General features: G+C 72.0%; 14 protein-coding genes and 1 pseudogene. 13 read left to right on the top strand and 2 right to left on the bottom strand.

Annotated features, from left to right (window positions below):
* Nucleotides 1-421: 421 nt before the first annotated feature.
* The 13 genes and pseudogenes from FB157_RS41110 to FB157_RS41050 all read left to right on the top strand — a co-directional run.
* Nucleotides 422-712 (top strand): helix-turn-helix domain-containing protein, encoded by a 291-nt coding sequence (locus tag FB157_RS41110; RefSeq protein ID WP_145886019.1) that lies wholly within the window; start codon nucleotides 422-424, stop codon nucleotides 710-712.
* A 99-nt stretch (nucleotides 713-811) separates the two neighbouring features.
* Nucleotides 812-1777 (top strand): SMP-30/gluconolactonase/LRE family protein, encoded by a 966-nt coding sequence (locus tag FB157_RS41105; RefSeq protein ID WP_145886017.1) that lies wholly within the window; start codon nucleotides 812-814, stop codon nucleotides 1775-1777.
* A gap of 217 nt (nucleotides 1778-1994) precedes the next feature.
* Nucleotides 1995-2456: a fluoride efflux transporter CrcB gene (crcB, locus tag FB157_RS41100; protein WP_145886015.1), complete on the top strand. Its 462-nt coding sequence runs from the start codon at nucleotides 1995-1997 to the stop codon at nucleotides 2454-2456.
* The gene (locus FB157_RS41095) at nucleotides 2453-2833 is read left to right on the top strand and encodes a DUF190 domain-containing protein (protein ID WP_145886013.1); all 381 of its coding nucleotides are present in this window, start codon (nucleotides 2453-2455) and stop codon (nucleotides 2831-2833) included. Before crcB (FB157_RS41100) ends, FB157_RS41095 begins: the two co-directional genes overlap by 4 nt.
* The gene (gene crcB / locus FB157_RS41090) at nucleotides 2830-3204 is read left to right on the top strand and encodes a fluoride efflux transporter CrcB (protein ID WP_145886010.1); all 375 of its coding nucleotides are present in this window, start codon (nucleotides 2830-2832) and stop codon (nucleotides 3202-3204) included. Before FB157_RS41095 ends, crcB (FB157_RS41090) begins: the two co-directional genes overlap by 4 nt.
* A gap of 76 nt (nucleotides 3205-3280) precedes the next feature.
* Nucleotides 3281-4117: an undecaprenyl-diphosphate phosphatase gene (locus FB157_RS41085; protein WP_145886007.1), complete on the top strand. Its 837-nt coding sequence runs from the start codon at nucleotides 3281-3283 to the stop codon at nucleotides 4115-4117.
* Between the two features lie 170 nt (nucleotides 4118-4287).
* The gene (locus FB157_RS41080; protein WP_145886045.1) at nucleotides 4288-4965 is read left to right on the top strand and encodes a FadR/GntR family transcriptional regulator; all 678 of its coding nucleotides are present in this window, start codon (nucleotides 4288-4290) and stop codon (nucleotides 4963-4965) included.
* A complete protein-coding gene (locus FB157_RS41075) occupies nucleotides 4962-6404 on the top strand; it encodes an amino acid permease (protein ID WP_145886005.1) in 1443 nt (480 codons plus the stop codon). The genes FB157_RS41080 and FB157_RS41075 overlap by 4 nt, the downstream gene beginning before the upstream one ends.
* Before the next feature lie 32 nt (nucleotides 6405-6436).
* Entirely contained in the window at nucleotides 6437-7453 is a 1017-nt protein-coding gene (locus tag FB157_RS41070) for an asparaginase (RefSeq protein ID WP_145886043.1), read from the top strand.
* A gap of 141 nt (nucleotides 7454-7594) precedes the next feature.
* Nucleotides 7595-9004 carry an aspartate ammonia-lyase gene (aspA, locus tag FB157_RS41065; RefSeq protein ID WP_145886003.1) on the top strand — a complete coding sequence of 470 codons (1410 nt, stop codon included), beginning with the start codon at nucleotides 7595-7597 and terminating at the stop codon, nucleotides 9002-9004.
* Between the two features lie 50 nt (nucleotides 9005-9054).
* On the top strand, nucleotides 9055-9993 hold the full coding sequence (locus FB157_RS41060; protein ID WP_145886001.1) for a glutaminase: 939 nt from the start codon (nucleotides 9055-9057) through the stop codon (nucleotides 9991-9993).
* Between the two features lie 131 nt (nucleotides 9994-10124).
* A complete protein-coding gene (gene mptB / locus FB157_RS41055; RefSeq protein ID WP_145885999.1) occupies nucleotides 10125-11519 on the top strand; it encodes a polyprenol phosphomannose-dependent alpha 1,6 mannosyltransferase MptB in 1395 nt (464 codons plus the stop codon).
* Nucleotides 11516-12352: pseudogene (locus FB157_RS41050) on the top strand (glycosyltransferase family 87 protein); the annotation flags it as partial. The gene mptB and the pseudogene FB157_RS41050, both read left to right, overlap by 4 nt.
* A gap of 272 nt (nucleotides 12353-12624) precedes the next feature.
* On the opposite strand, the gene FB157_RS41045 reads toward FB157_RS41050, so the two are convergent.
* A complete protein-coding gene (locus FB157_RS41045; RefSeq protein ID WP_261386865.1) occupies nucleotides 12625-13791 on the bottom strand; it encodes a D-alanyl-D-alanine carboxypeptidase family protein in 1167 nt (388 codons plus the stop codon).
* A gap of 91 nt (nucleotides 13792-13882) precedes the next feature.
* Complete coding sequence (rho, locus tag FB157_RS41040; protein WP_145885995.1) at nucleotides 13883-15031, bottom strand: transcription termination factor Rho; 1149 nt, start codon at nucleotides 15029-15031, stop codon at nucleotides 13883-13885.
* Nucleotides 15032-15225 lie beyond the last annotated feature (194 nt).

The following is a 15225-nucleotide window of genomic DNA, read 5'->3' as shown; positions in this document are numbered from 1 at the left end:
GGATCAACGTGCTGTTCGCGATGCTCCGCGACGGCACCTTCTACGAACCCAGAACCCCACGCCTCGCTTGACGAAAGACATAGAGGCACCCCCCCCGCCCGGAGTGTCCAGCGGGCCGGTGACCACCAACGGCTGGGACCCGACGGACGCCGGCTCCGGCAACGGCTGGGAGAACCAGGCCCTGTTCGGCTACGACGACAAGGCGCTGTCCTCCATGTCGTGGTTCAGCCACCGCTGAACCACCCTGACGGAGGCCCGGTCTTAAGGGGACGGCCGGGCCCCTCCCCGTTTCCGTGAACGGGACCGGCGGGAACGGCCGTTCGATACCGGACAAGGGCTCCGGAGTCCCGTACGGGACGGCTCCGGCTGCGCGACAGTGGGAACACGGCGCACGAGGAGGCCGGGAACGGAGGCGCGAGGGATGTTGAGGAACCCCACGGGCGGCATACGGCAGGACATCCTGGACTGGCTCAAGGACCCGGCCGCCCACTTCCCGTCGGGACGCCACCACGGCGACCTCGCCGAGACCGGAGTCACCGCGCGGGCGGTGGCCGCCAAACTGGGCGTCTCCCGCCGGACAGCGGCCGCCCACCTCGACCTCCTCAGCCGCATCGGCCTGCTCCGCACCCGCCGGATCCGCTGCCGCACCCACTACCGACGCGACGAGATCCGCATCGCCGAGGTGGCCAGGTTGTTCGAGAAGGGCTGGTGAACCGGGAGAGGACGTCGGCCGGCGATTTCACCGACATCGCCCGGGACACGTCAGACGCTGGGACGATGGAACACCGTCGACCTCGAAGGACAGGCGCACATGACCCCTCCCACTCCTCTGGTCGTCCACCGGTACGTCGCCGTCGGCGGCGAGGGCCCCGAGGACGTCGTCGCCGACTCCCGCGGCCGGGTGCTCACCGGCGTGGCGGACGGCCGGATCCTGCGGATCGACGGCATCGCGGACCCCTCGGCCACCCGCGTCGAGGTGCTCGCCGACACCGGCGGGCGGCCGCTGGGCCTCGAACTCCTGCCGGACGGCGCCCTTCTGGTGTGCGACGCCGACCGCGGACTGCTGCGCGTGGGTCCGGACGACGGCGGCGTCCAGGTGCTCGCCGAGGCGGTCGCGGGGGAGCGGCTGCGGTTCTGCAGCAACGCCGTCGCCCTGTCCGACGGCAGTGTGTACTTCACCGTCTCCAGCCGCCGCTATCCGCTGGAACAGTGGATCGGGGACGTGGTCGAACACACCGGCACCGGACGCCTGTTGCGCCTCGCACCGGGCAGCCACCGGCCCGAAGTGCTGCTGGACGGGCTCCAGTTCGCCAACGGCCTCGTATCCGCCGCCGACGAGTCCTTCCTGGTCGTCGCCGAGACCAGCGCGTACCGGCTGACCCGCTACTGGCTGACCGGCCCCAGGGCCGGGCGGCGCGAACCGTTCGCCGACGACCTGCCCGGCATGCCCGACAACCTCTGGCGCGCGGGCAAGGACAGCCCGATCCGGGTGGCCCTCGCCGGCCCGCGCGTACCCCCGCTCGACCTGCTCCACCGCGGTCCCGCGGCCCTGCGCCGCGCCGCCGCCCGCGTCGCCGTCCGCGCGCCCTACCGGCCCGCCGGAACCCTCGGCGTCCTCGCCGTCGACGACGACGGCCGGGTCCTGCAGCACCTCCTCCGTCGACGTTCCGGCTACCGCATGGCCACCAGCGTCTGCGAGGCCTCCGGTCACCTGGTGCTGGGCAGCGTGTGGGAGCGGGGCATCGCGGTGTGCGCCCTGCCCGAGCCCGCACGCTGAGCCACCTCCAGACACTCGGGGGTCGCCCGCCGTGGCCGCGTGTGCGGCCGGGGCACCTCTGGCGTTACCCTGGTCCGCGGCCGCGATCATCCTGCGCGGCGCGGCGGTGGGGCCCGCCGTATCCGAACCGCGGTGAAGGCGCCGCCAACGGTCTCCCTACTTGCGACGGCACGGCGCCCGTGCGCCCCGGGCCCCGGCGAGCAGGAGAAGTACGAGCATGACAGCCCCGAAGGCCGAGAGTCTCCAAGCCCGCCCCGCACCCGCACGGCGGCCGCAGTGGCGTACCCAGGCCCCCGTCGTCGCCGTGGTCGCCGTGGGCGGTGCCCTCGGTGCGACGGCCCGCTATGGGCTGACCCTGGCCTGGCCCACGCCCGTGGGCGCATTCCCCTGGGCGACGTTCTGGACCAACGTCGTCGGCTGTGCAGTGATCGGCGTGTTCATGGTGCTGATCACCGACGTGTGGGCCGCCCACCGGCTCGTACGCCCCTTCTTCGGCACCGGCGTGCTCGGCGGCTTCACCACCTTCTCCACCTACGCCGTCGACATCCGCAGGCTGGCCGACTCCGGCCACCCCCGCACGGGGCTGGCCTACCTCGCCGCGACCCTGTTCGCGGCCCTCGCGGCGGTGTGGCTGGCCTCGGTCGCCGCCCGCCTGGTGCTCACCCGGAGGCAGCGATGACCTCACTCACCGGCCGGGCCGTGCGGCTGACCGTCTACATCGGCGAGGACGACACCTGGCACCACAAGCCCCTCTACTCCGAGATCGTGCACCGTGCCCACGCCGCCGGGCTGGCCGGGGCCAGCGTCTTCCGCGGGATCGAGGGATTCGGCGCCTCCTCCCGCATCCACACCACCCGGCTGCTGTCGCTGAGCGAGGACCTGCCCGTGGCGATCGTCGTGGTGGACACGGAGGAGCGGGTCCGGGCCTTCCTGCCGCAGCTGGACGAGCTGGTCGGCGAAGGCCTCGTGACGGTGGAGGAGTGCGAGGTCATCCGGTACGTGGGGCGTACGCCGGGCCCGGACGGGACGGAACCGAAGGGTAAGAAGTCGTTGTGAACTGGCTGCTGGTCGTCCTGGGGGCCGTGGTCGGCGCACCCCTGCGCTATCTCACCGACCGGGCCGTCCAGGCCAGGCACGACTCGCTCTTCCCCTGGGGCACCTTCGTGGTGAATGTCACCGGATGCCTGATCCTGGGGCTGCTCACCGGCGCCGTGTCCGCCGGAGCCGCAGGTCCGGACCTGCAGCTGCTGATCGGCACCGGGCTGTGCGGGGCGCTGACGACGTACTCGACCTTCTCCTACGAGACCCTGCGGCTGACCGAGGCGGGTGCGGGGCTCTACGCTGCCGCCAACGCCGTCGCCAGTGTGGTGGCGGGGCTCGCGGCGGCCTTCGCGGGTGTGTCCCTTGCCGGGGCCCTGTGGGGCTAGGCGCTCGGCCTACTGCCGGGCATAGTTAGTACTGTCTACAGCACTGTCGACCAATCTTCCTCAGAACTGGATCCGCATGAGCGCCATCTCCGTCGGTCAGGCCGTCGTCCTCGGAGTCGTCGAGGGGGTGACCGAGTTCCTCCCCGTGTCCTCCACCGGCCACCTCAAGATCGCCGAGGGGCTCATGAACATCCCGGTCGACGACAAGTCCGTCGTCGGGTTCTCCGCCGTCATCCAGGTCGGCGCCATCGCCGCCGTGCTCGTGTACTTCTTCAAGGACATCAAGCGAATCGTCTCCGCCTGGTTCCGCGGTCTGACCAAGCCCGAGGAGCGTTACCACCACGACTACAAGTTCGCCTGGTGGGTGATCGCCGCGACCGTCCCGATCGTCGTGGTGGGCCTCGCTGCCAAGCCGCTGATCGACGGCCCGCTCGCCTCGCTCTGGGTGGTCGCCGGTTCCCTGATCGTCGGCTCCGCCGTGATGTGGGCGGCGGACCAGATGGGCCGCCACAAGCGCGGTGAGGACGACACCTCCTTCAAGGACGCGATGCTGGTCGGCTGCTCCCAGATCCTCGCCCTGCTCTTCCCCGGGTTCTCCCGCTCCGGCGCCACCATGTCCACCGCGCTCATCCTCGACCTGGACCGCGTCGCCGCCACCCGCCTCTCCTTCTTCCTCGGCATCCCGGCCCTGACCGGCGCCGGCATCTACGAGCTGAAGGACGCCCTCGGTGCGGGCGTCGGCGCCGCCCCGCTGGCCGTCGGCACGATCGTGTCTTTCGTGGTCGCCTACGCCTCCATCGCCTGGCTGCTGAAGTTCGTCGCCAAGCACTCCTTCAACGCCTTCGTGATCTACCGGCTCGTGATCGGCGCCGCCCTCCTCGGCCTGCTCGCCAACGGCACGCTCAGCAGCTGAGCGACCCTCGAACCGCCCACGGGGCGCGGATGCCTGCATTCAGGCGCCGCGCCCCGTGAATGTTTTCTTACGCGACGCCTTGACAGTTCCCGCCGGCAACCCGCAGGATCGCTCCCGTGAACCTGTCAGACAGCCAGACAGGTGGCCCGGCCCCCCGGCGCGTGAGCGCCATGGAAGCCGTCCTCGGCCACCTCCGCGGTGCCATCGAGCGCGGCGAGTACGGCATCGGCGACAAGCTCCCCTCCGAGGCCGAGCTGTGCCGCACCCTCGAGGTGTCCCGGCCCGTGCTCCGCGAGGCGCTGCGCGCCCTGCAGACGATGGGCCTGACGGTCTCCCGGACGGGCAAGGGCACCTTCGTCGTCGCGAACGCCGTCGAGGACCCCACCTTCGGCGACTACGCGGCCAGCGACCTGCTCGAGGTGCGCCGCCACATCGAGATCCCGGTCGCCGGGTACGCGGCGCTGCGCCGCACCCCGGAGAACCTGGACCACATGGCCCACCTCCTCGACCGCATGGAGCGGGAGACGGACACCACCGCGTGGGTCGCGATGGACAGCCTCTTCCACCTCGCCGTGGCCGAGGCCGCCCAGAACCCGGTCTTCCGCCGGGTCATCGAGGAGATCCGTGACGCACTGGCGCGTCAGTCGGCCTTCCTCAACGAGCTGGGCGGGCGCCGCGAGCAGTCCAACCGCGAGCACCGGGCGATCGTCGAGGCGCTGATCGACGGTTCCGAGCACGACGCCGTCGAGGCCATGAGCCATCACCTCGACCGCGTCGAGACGACCCTCACCGACATCGTGCGCCCCGGGCGCACGGACCTCCCCACGGAAGGCGGACCCGAGGCGTGAGCGAGCAGCACCTCAAAGACGAGACGCGCCCCTCGTCCACCCATGTCGACGCCGGAGACGCGGGCTACAGCAAGAGCCTGAAGCACCGGCACGTCAACATGATCGCAATCGGCGGTGCCATCGGCACCGGCCTCTTCCTCGGCGCGGGCGGCCGGCTCGCCGACGCCGGCCCCTCCCTGTTCGTCGCGTACGCCGTCTGCGGCGTCTTCGCCTTCCTCGTCGTGCGCGCGCTCGGCGAACTCGTGCTCTACCGTCCGTCCTCCGGCGCCTTCGTGTCGTACGCCAGGGAGTTCCTGGGCGAGCGGGGCGCCTACACCGCGGGCTGGATGTACTTCCTCAACTGGGCGACCACCGGCATCGCCGACATCACGGCGGTGGCCACCTACACCCACTACTGGGGCATGTTCTCCGACGTCCCGCAGTGGGTGATCGCGCTCATAGCCCTGGCCGTGGTCCTCACGGTGAACCTGATCTCGGTGAAGATATTCGGCGAACTGGAGTTCTGGTTCGCGATCGTGAAGGTCAGCGCGCTGGTGGTCTTCATGTGCATCGGCATCTTCCTGCTGGTCACCCGGCACCCCGTGGACGGCGTCACCCCCGGACCGTCCCTGATCACCGACAACGGCGGCATCTTCCCGAACGGCCTGCTGCCCATGCTGCTGATCATCCAGGGCGTCGTCTTCGCCTACGCCTCCGTCGAGCTGGTCGGCGTGGCCGCCGGTGAGACCGAGAACCCCGAGAAGATCATGCCCAAGGCGATCAACTCGATCATGTGGCGCGTGGGCCTGTTCTACGTCGGCTCGGTCGTCCTGCTCTCGATGCTCCTGCCCTGGAACAAGTACAGCGCCGGCGAGAGCCCCTTCGTGACGGTCCTGTCCCACATCGGCGTCCCGGCGGCGGGCGGCGTGATGAACCTGGTCGTGCTCACCGCGGCCATGTCCTCGCTCAACTCCGGCCTCTACTCCACCGGCCGTATCCTGCGCTCCATGGCGGTCAGCGGCTCGGCCCCCAAGTTCACCGCGAAGATGAGCCGCACCCAGGTCCCGTACGGCGGGATCCTGCTGACCAGCGGTATCTGTGTCCTCGGTGTCGGCCTGAACTTCGTCGTCCCGGCGGACGCCTTCGAGATCGTGCTGAACTTCGCGGCGATCGGCATCCTCGCCACCTGGGGCATGATCATGCTCTGCCACCTGCTCTTCTGGCGGAAGACCCAGAAGGGCGAACTGGCCCGGCCCGCCTACCGGCTGCCGGGTTCCCCCTGGACCGAACTGGTGACGCTGGCGTTCCTCGCCTCCGTCCTGGTCCTCATGTACGCCGACGGCGGCGCCGGACGCACCACCGTGCTGTGCCTGCCGCTGATCGTCGCAGCGCTGGTCGCGGGCTGGTACGCCATCCGCGGGCGCATATCGCGCAAGTCCACCTCCGGAGCCGATGCGTGACCCACGCAGCGCTCCCTGACAAGCAGGCAGTGATGTACAGCAGTTCACCTGCGGACCCACCCCTCGTCCGCGAGCCCCTGCACGCCCCCGTCGCCCACCTCATCCGCGGCGGGGTCGTCGAGGGCATCCACTACGGTTCCGTCGTCGTCCTCGGAGCCGACGGCAGGGTCCAGTTCCAGCTCGGCGACATCGAGGCCGCGTTCTACCCGCGCTCGGCCCTCAAGCCCGTCCAGGCCGTGGCCATGCTGCGGGCCGGGCTTCCGCTCGACGGCGACCTGCTCTCGCTGGCCGCCGCGAGCCACTCCGGCGAGGAGCGCCACCTCGCCGGCACCCGGCGGATCCTCGAACTCGCCGGTCTCACCGAGGACGACCTGCGCAACGTGCCCGACATGCCGTACGACCCGGCCGTGCGGGACGCCTGGGTCCGCGAGGGCCGGCTGCCCTCCCGCCTCGCGCAGAACTGCTCCGGCAAGCACGCGGCGATGCTGTGGACCGCCAAGCTCAACGGCTGGTCCCTGGAGGACTATCTGGACCCGGCCCACCCCCTGCAGCAGGCCGTCGCCGAGATCGTCGAGGACCTGACCGGGCAGCGGGTGGCCCGGGTGACGGTGGACGGCTGCGGCGCGCCGTTGTTCTCCGTCTCCCTGCACGGCCTGGCCCGCGCCGTCGCCCGCATCACCACCGCCGCTCCGGGCACGCCAGAGGCGCGCGTCGCCGACGCGATGCGCGAGCACGCGGAGATGGCCTCCGGCGCCGGCCGGGACGTCTCCGCGCTGATGCGGGCCGTGCCGGGGCTGCTCGCCAAGGACGGCTTCGAGGGCGTCCAGGTGGCCGCGCTGCCCGACGGCCGTGCGATCGCCGTCAAGATCGCCGACGGGGCGAACCGGGCGCGGATCCCCGTCTCGGCGGCGGCGCTCGCCCGCGCGGGCGTGGACCCCGGGCTGCTGACCGAGTTCGCCGGAGAGGCGCTGCTGGGTGGCGGGGAGCCGGTGGGCTGTGTGCGGCCGGTGCGTGCGCTGGACCCGGTGCCGTTCACTGCTTGCGCGTAGCTCCGCTGGTTCGGCCGTATTCGATCTGCGGCCGGCTGTGGCTGGTCGCGCCCGCGCGGCGGTAGCCGCACATCGACAACGCCCCGCGCCCCTTGCAGGGGCGCTCTCATCTCTGCACCTCAGAAAGAGGACCCGTACCTCATGACCGCGCCCACCCGAAGCGAACACGACCTGCTCGGCGACCGCGACATACCCGCCGACGCGTACTGGGGTGTGCACACCCTGCGTGCGACGGAGAACTTCCCCATCACCGGCACCCCGATCTCCGCCTACCCGCACCTGATCGACGCCCTCGCCGCCGTCAAGGAGGCCGCCGCCCTGGCCAACGAGGAGCTGGGTCTGCTGGCGCCCGAGAAGGCCGCCGCGATCGTCGCCGCCTGCCGGGAGATCCGGGACGGCAAGCTGCACGACCAGTTCGTCGTGGACGTCATCCAGGGCGGCGCGGGCACGTCCACCAACATGAACGCCAACGAGGTCGTGGCGAACCGTGCGCTGGAGCTGCTCGGGCACGCGAAGGGGCAGTACGAGCACCTGCACCCCAACGAGGACGTCAACCTCGGGCAGTCCACCAACGACGTCTACCCGACCGCCGTGAAGATCGCGACGGTGTTCGCGGTCCGTGGCCTGCTCAGGGCGATGTCCGTGCTCCAGGACTCCTTCGCCCGCAAGGCGGTCGAGTTCCGTGACGTGCTCAAGATGGGCCGTACACAGCTGCAGGACGCGGTGCCGATGACGCTCGGCCAGGAGTTCTCCGCGTTCGCCGTCATGATCGAGGAGGACCGGAGCCGTCTTGCCGAGGCCGTCGAGCTGATCCATGAGATCAACCTGGGCGCCACGGCCATCGGCACCGGCCTCAACGCTCCCGTCGGATACGCCGAGGCGGCCCGTCGGCACCTCGCCGCCATCACCGGGCTGCCCCTGGTCACCGCGGCCAACCTGGTCGAGGCCACCCAGGACTGCGGCGCCTTCGTCCAGATGTCCGGTGTGCTCAAGCGGGTCGCGGTCAAGCTCTCCAAGAGCTGCAACGACCTGCGCCTGCTCTCCTCCGGTCCGCGCGCGGGCCTCGGCGAGATCAACCTGCCGCCCGTGCAGGCCGGTTCGTCGATCATGCCGGGCAAGGTCAACCCGGTGATCCCCGAGGTCGTCAACCAGGTCGCCTTCGAGGTGATCGGCAACGACGTCGCCATCACCATGGCGGCCGAGGCCGGACAGCTCCAGCTGAACGCCTTCGAGCCGATCATCCTGCACTCCCTCTCGGAGAGCATCACGCACCTGCGGCGCGCCTGCCTCACCCTGGCCGAGCGCTGCGTGGACGGCATCACCGCCAACACCGAGGTGCTGCGCGCGACCGTCGAGAACTCCATCGGCCTGGTCACCGCGCTCAACCCGCACATCGGGTACACCGCCGCCACCGACATCGCCAAGGAGGCCCTCGCCACCGGCCGGGGCGTGGCCGAACTCGTGCTGGAGAAGGGCCTGTTGCCGGCCGAGCGGCTGGCCGACCTGCTGCGCCCCGAGATCGTCGCGGGCAGCGGGGCACCCGTCGCCTGACCTGCGGTTACGCTTCTGCGACTACGCACCTGGACCGGCCGGGAGGCACAATGGTGATCATGACAACGACGTCGTCCCTCACCTTCCTGCCGGTCCTGGAGCGCATCGCCGAGGAGATAGGGCGCACGCCCGGCCGCGGGCGTCCCGCCGACTACATCCCGGCCCTCGCGGCCCGCGATCCGCGCAGCTTCGGCATGGCGGTCGCCGAGCTGGACGGCACGGTGTACGGGGTGGGGGAGTGGCGTCAGCCGTTCTCCACGCAGTCCATCACCAAGGTCTTCACGCTCGCCCTGGAGCTGGCCCGCGAGGGCGACGAACTCTGGGAGCACGTGGGCCGCGAACCCTCCGGCAACCCGTTCAACTCCCTGGTGCAGCTGGAGTACGAGAACGGCATCCCGCGGAATCCTTTCATCAACGCGGGCGCGCTCGTCGTCACCGACCGCCTCCAGACCCGTACCGGAGACGCGGCCGACACCCTGCTCGCCTTCCTGCGCGCCGAGAGCGGCAACCCGGACCTGGACTTCGACCGGCAGATCGCCGCGTCCGAGACCGCGCACGGCGACCGCAACGCGGCGCTGGCGCACTTCATGAAGTCGTACGGCAACATCGAGAACCCCGTGCCGACGCTGCTCTTCGAGTACTTCCGCCAGTGCTCGATCGCCGCCTCCTGCGCCGACCTGGCCCTCGCCACCACCTTCCTGGCCCGCCACGGCATCTGCGCCGACGGCACCCGGCTGCTCACCCGCAGCCAGGCCAAGCAGATCAACGCGATCATGCTGACGTGCGGGACGTACGACGCGGCCGGTGACTTCGCCTACCGCGTCGGCCTGCCCGGCAAGAGCGGTGTCGGCGGCGGCATCATCGCGGTCGTCCCGGGCCGCTGCACCCTGTGTGTGTGGAGCCCCGGGCTGGACGAGCGCGGCAACTCGGTGGCGGGGGTGGCGGCCCTCGACAGGTTCACGACGCTGACCGGACTGTCCGTGTTCTGAGTGTTCGCCCGGCCCCTGCGCACCGTACTGAACAGGGCTTCTCACACGCCGGTCATGTGCAGGCCGCCCGATGGTGAGTGGAGTGTCTCCTTCCGGCCACCCCGCGTTGACACGCTGAACCAGTGTTGGCCATGGCTTTCCCCGTCGATCTCCGCCGCTGCCAGGTGCTGGGCCTGGCCGGTACCGCCTTTCTCGCACTGGGTGGTGAAACGGCCGGTGCCCTGCCCGTGGAGGACCTCCTCGCCCCGGCGTCGGCGCAGGCCGCGCTCGGGCTGGTCGGGGTCTACTTCGGTGTCGTCCTGCTGATAGCGGCCTGGGTGCTGCTCGGCCGCCTGGTGCGCGGTCCGCAACCGCCCACCCAGCGGTCCCTGCTGGTGGTCCTCGCCGTCTGGGCGGCCCCGCTGCTGCTAGCGCCCCCGCTGTTCAGCAGGGACGTCTACAGCTACCTCGCCCAGGGCGCCATGGTCGACGCGCACATGGACGTGTACGCCCAGGGCCCCGCCCAGCTCGGCGGACCGCTGGCGGACGAGGTGGCCCCGGTGTGGCAGCACACGGCCGCCCCGTACGGCCCCGCCTTCCTGTGGCTGGCCTCCGCGCTGTCCGGGCTGACCCGCGGCGAACTGCCCGCGGGCCTGATCGGCATGCGCCTGGTCGCCCTCCTCGGGGTGGCCCTGATGGCGGCGGCCCTGCCCCGGCTGGCCCGGCACAGCGGCGCCGACCCGGCCGCCGCGCTGTGGCTCGGCGCCCTCAACCCGCTGGTCCTGCTGCACCTGGTCGCGGGCGCCCACAACGACGCGCTCATGCTCGGACTGCTGGGCCTCGGCCTGGTCGCCGCACGCGGTCGGTGGCCCGTCCTCGGGGCGGTGCTCGTCACGCTGGCCGCCCTGGTGAAGGCACCCGCCGCGCTGGGCCTGATCGCGGTGGTGGTCCTGCAGATCCGCACCCGCCGCACCCCGCTGTGGGCCACCCTGACCACGGCGGCCGCCGCGGTGGCGACCACGGTCGCCGCGACCGCAGTGGCCGGCACCGGATACGGCTGGATCCGGGCCCTGGACACACCCGTCTCCCCGCACAACTGGGCGCTCACCAGCCTGCTCGGCCGCGCCACCGGGGCCCTGCTCGACCGCCTCGGCAGCGACCTGGCCCCGCTCGCCGTACCGGTCTGGCATCTGCTGGGCCTCGCGGTCACCGCCGCGGCCATCGTGCTGATATGGCTCCGGCTGCGCGTGCGACCGGTCTACGCCCTCGGCCTGAGCCTGCTCGCGGTTGCCGTCTTCGGCCCGGCGATCCGCCCCTGGTACGTGCTCTGGGGCCTGTTCCTCATCGCGGCCGCCGCACCCAGCACCTCGGTACGGCACCGGGTGGCCGCCCTCGCCGGTGTCCTGGCCCTCGCCGTCCTGCCCAGCGGTGGCCCGGCGGACGTCGGCCAGCTGGTCCTGGCCGTCTCGGGCGGGCTGCTCGGCGTGGTCGTCCTGTGGCAGGCCCACCAGGCGGCCCAGGCCCCGGCGACGGGACGCACGGCATGACGGCGCCGACGCTGCCACGCACGGACCGGGGCCGCGCGCTGCTCGTGCTGGCCCTGGCCACCGCCGTGACCGTGTTCACGGCGACCGTGCCGCTGCTGCGGGACTTCTTCGACCTGCGCGTGTACTACGGCGCGGTGCACACCTGGGTGCACCACGGCGGCAGGATCTACGACTACCGGGTGCCGGGGACGACGTACGGCTTCACGTATCCGCCGTTCGCCGCGCTCATCATGCTGCCGCTGGCCCCGATGGGCCGGCACACCGCGATCGTGGCCTCCCTGCTGGTGAACCTGGCCGCGCTGGCGGTGGTCCTGCGCATCCTGGCCGGGCCCGGCCGGCGACGCCACGGCTGGTTCCGGTGGTCGCTCGCCCTGTGTGTGCTGGCGCTGTTCGAGCCGCTGCGGGACACCTTCAGCTTCGGCCAGGTGAACCTGGTCCTGCTGGCCCTGGTGCTCGGCGACGCCTGGCTGCTGTCGACCGGACGCGACCGCTGGGCGGGCGTCGGGGTCGGGCTCGCCGCCGCCGTGAAGCTCACGCCGGCCCTGTTCATCGGGCTGCTCCTGCTCGCCCGGCGCTGGCGGGCGGCCGGAGCGGCCACGGCAGTGGCCCTCGCGGCGACCGGTCTCGCCGCCTGGGCGGACCCCCGTGCGTCCCGCTTCTACTGGACCGAGGCGCTCTGGGACACCAACCGGGTCGGCCGCCTCGACTACGTCTCCAACCAGTCGCTGCAGGGCGTCCTGGCCCGGCTCGGCGAACCGGACCGCGCACTGTGGGCCACGGTGGTCCTGCTGGTGCTGTGTGTGTGGGCGTGGCGGGCGAGCCGGGCGGTGGCGGCTGGCGACTGGACGGCGGCCTTCGCCCTCACGGGTGCCGCGGCCTGCCTGGTCAGCCCGATCACCTGGGTGCACCACCTGGTGTGGCTGCTGCCGTCCTTCGCGGTGCTGGCGCGCGCCGGGCACCCGCGGCTGGCGGGCGCCCTGTACGCCGTGCTGTGCACCAGCGTGGTGTGGCTCTGGTTCGAGGACGCGTCCGGCATCGACGGGTTCCTCGGCAGCAACATCTACACCTGGATCACGCTCGGTCTGCTGCTGGGCCTGCCGACCGGTCAGCCGCGCCCGGCCCGGCCGCCCTTGGACCGCAGCCCCAGCCAGACCGCACCCGCGCCGAGCCCGGCGAGACCCACGACGACGGTGGGCGACCAGTCCTCGTCGTCGTCCGGCGCCGGGGACGTGGCGGCGGCGACCGTGGTCGATGCCGGTCCCGACCCGGTGCGCAGTCCGTCGAGCGAGCCCACCGGATCGACCTGACCGGCCGCCGCGAAACCCCAGTCGAGCAGGGCGCGGGCCTCCTCGTACACGGCGAGGCCACCGCCTTCCTGAGGGTTCATCACCGTCACCACGAGGGTGCGCCCGCCCCGGCGGGCCGCGGCGACGAGGGTGTTGCCCGCGTTGCTGGTGTAGCCGTTCTTGACGCCGATCAGGCCCGGGTACCGCGCCACACCGTCCTCGCCGGTCAGCAGGCGGTTGGTGTTCTCGATCGCGTACGGGGTCCCGTCGCCGGGGAACTGGGCCTCGGCGGTGGAGCAGTAGCGGGCGAAGTCAGGGTTGCGCAGTCCCTCCCGGCCGAAGACCGCGAGGTCGAACGCCGAGGACACCTGGCCGGGCGTGTCGTAGCCGTCGGGGGAGACGACATGAGTGTCCAGGGCGCCCAGGGTGCGGGCCCTGGCCTGCATCCGGGTGGCCGTGGCGTGCCAGCCGCCGCCCAGGGCGGCGAGCACGTGCACGGCGTCGTTGCCCGAGCTGAGGAAGACCCCGCGCCACAGGTCGGACACCCGGTAGCTGTGCCCCTCCTCGACGCCCACGAGGCTGCTGCCCTCGCCGACGTCCGCCAGCTCCTCGTACCGGACGGTGTGCTGCATGGTCGAGGGCAGCCGCGGCAGCACGGTGAGCGCGAACAGGGTCTTGAGGGTGCTGGCGGGCGGCAGCCTGCGGTGCGCGTCGCCGGCGGCCAGCACCTCGCCGGTGCCGGCGTCGGAGACCAGCCAGGACAGCGCGGAGACCTGAGGCAGCTCGGGCGCGCCGCGGTGCGGTCTGACCTGGGTGCCGGAGCGGTAGAGCAGGGACGGTTTCGGCACCGCCGCTCGCGGCGCGGGCGGTGCGGGATCCCCCGCGCGGTGTGCGGTGGCGGCGGCGGCCGGCGCGAGGGCCAGCACGCCCGCGACGCACAGGGCGCAGGCCGACGACACCGCCCGACAAGAGAATCCGGTGATCATATGATCAACGTAGGAAGTGGAGGGTCGTCGGGCGCGCTGCCGGGGCCGGACGGGCCACCGGAGCACCCGGATGCCGCATTCCGGGACGGCCTCAGGCCGTGGGCAGGGTCGGCTGGACGCGGCGCAGGAACGTGGCGTTGTCGGGGGTGGCCCGCAGCCGCTCCAGGAGCGTCTCCAGGTTGGCCGGCCCGCCCTCCCGGGAGCGCAGTGCCCGGCGCAGGCCCCGGGTGGCCGTCAACTCGGCCGGGGTGAGCAGGAGTTCCTCGCGGCGGGTGCCCGTGGGGTCGAGGTCCACGGCCGGGAAGAGACGCCGGGCGGCGAGTTCCCGGTCCAGCCGCAGCTCCATGTTGCCCGTGCTCTTCAGCTCCTCGAAGAAGTAGCCGTCGGCACGGGAGCCGGTGTCCACCAGGGCGGTGGCGAGGATGGTGAGCGAGCCGCCCTCCTCCGCCTGGCGGGCGGCGCCGAAGAACCGCTTGGGCCCGAGCAGGGCACCCGCGTCGACACCGCCGCTCAGGGTGCGTCCGCCGGCGGCGGCGGCGTTGTTGTGGGCCCGGCACAGCCGGGTCAGGGAGTCCAGCAGGATGACGACGTCCTCGCCGTCCTCGACGAGCCGCTTGGTCCGCTCGACGACCAGTTCCGCGAGGGCGATGTGCTCCTTTGCCGCCCGGTCGAACGTGGAGGCGTAGACCTCGCCACGCACCGATCGGCGCATCTCGGTGACCTCCTCGGGACGCTCGTCCAGCAGGACGACCATCAGACGGCACTCGGGATGGTTGCCGGCGACGGCGGCGGCGAGCTGCTGGAGCAGCACGGTCTTGCCGGTCTTCGGCGGGGCCACGATCAGCCCGCGCTGGCCCTTGCCGACCGGGGCGAACAGGTCGGTGACCCGTCCGGCGAGACCGGCCGCCGGATGTTCCAGGCGGATGCGCTCGTGCGGGTGGAGCGGGGTGAGGTCCCGGAAGTGGCGGCGGCCTCGGAGTTCGCCCGGGTCGCGGCCGTTCACCTGGGTGATCTCGGTGAGTGCGCGCTGAGCCCCGCGGACGCCCTCGACGAGGTCACCCTTGCGCAGGCCGTGCCTGCGCACCAGCGCGGCGGGAACCTGCGGATCAGCGGGGGAGGACAGGCAGTTCACGGCCCGCAGCTGCCCCTTCCCGTGTGTGTCGATGTCGAGGACTCCGGTGACGGTCCGGGCGGCCGGGGCCTGCTGCATCGCGTGAGGGGGTTCGAGTGTGGTGGTCAAGGGTGGTCCTTTCACGGACGGAAGACATGAGGAAGGGGGGAGGAAGCCGCGGGACGGGAGGGCGTACGTGCCTCCGGGCGGCGGAAACGACACCTCGGTCCGAGGTGGTGCTGAGAAGCTGACGCGTCCGGGCCGAAAATGGCGGACGGATCAGCGTGGAGAGGAGAACTGGCACCGGCGCCCACAAGGGGGCG

The organism is Streptomyces sp. BK340 (assembly GCF_007827595.1).
Lineage (GTDB): Bacteria > Actinomycetota > Actinomycetes > Streptomycetales > Streptomycetaceae > Streptomyces.
Note: the sequence above shows the minus strand (reverse complement) of the source record. Positions and strands in the feature narration are given on the sequence as shown.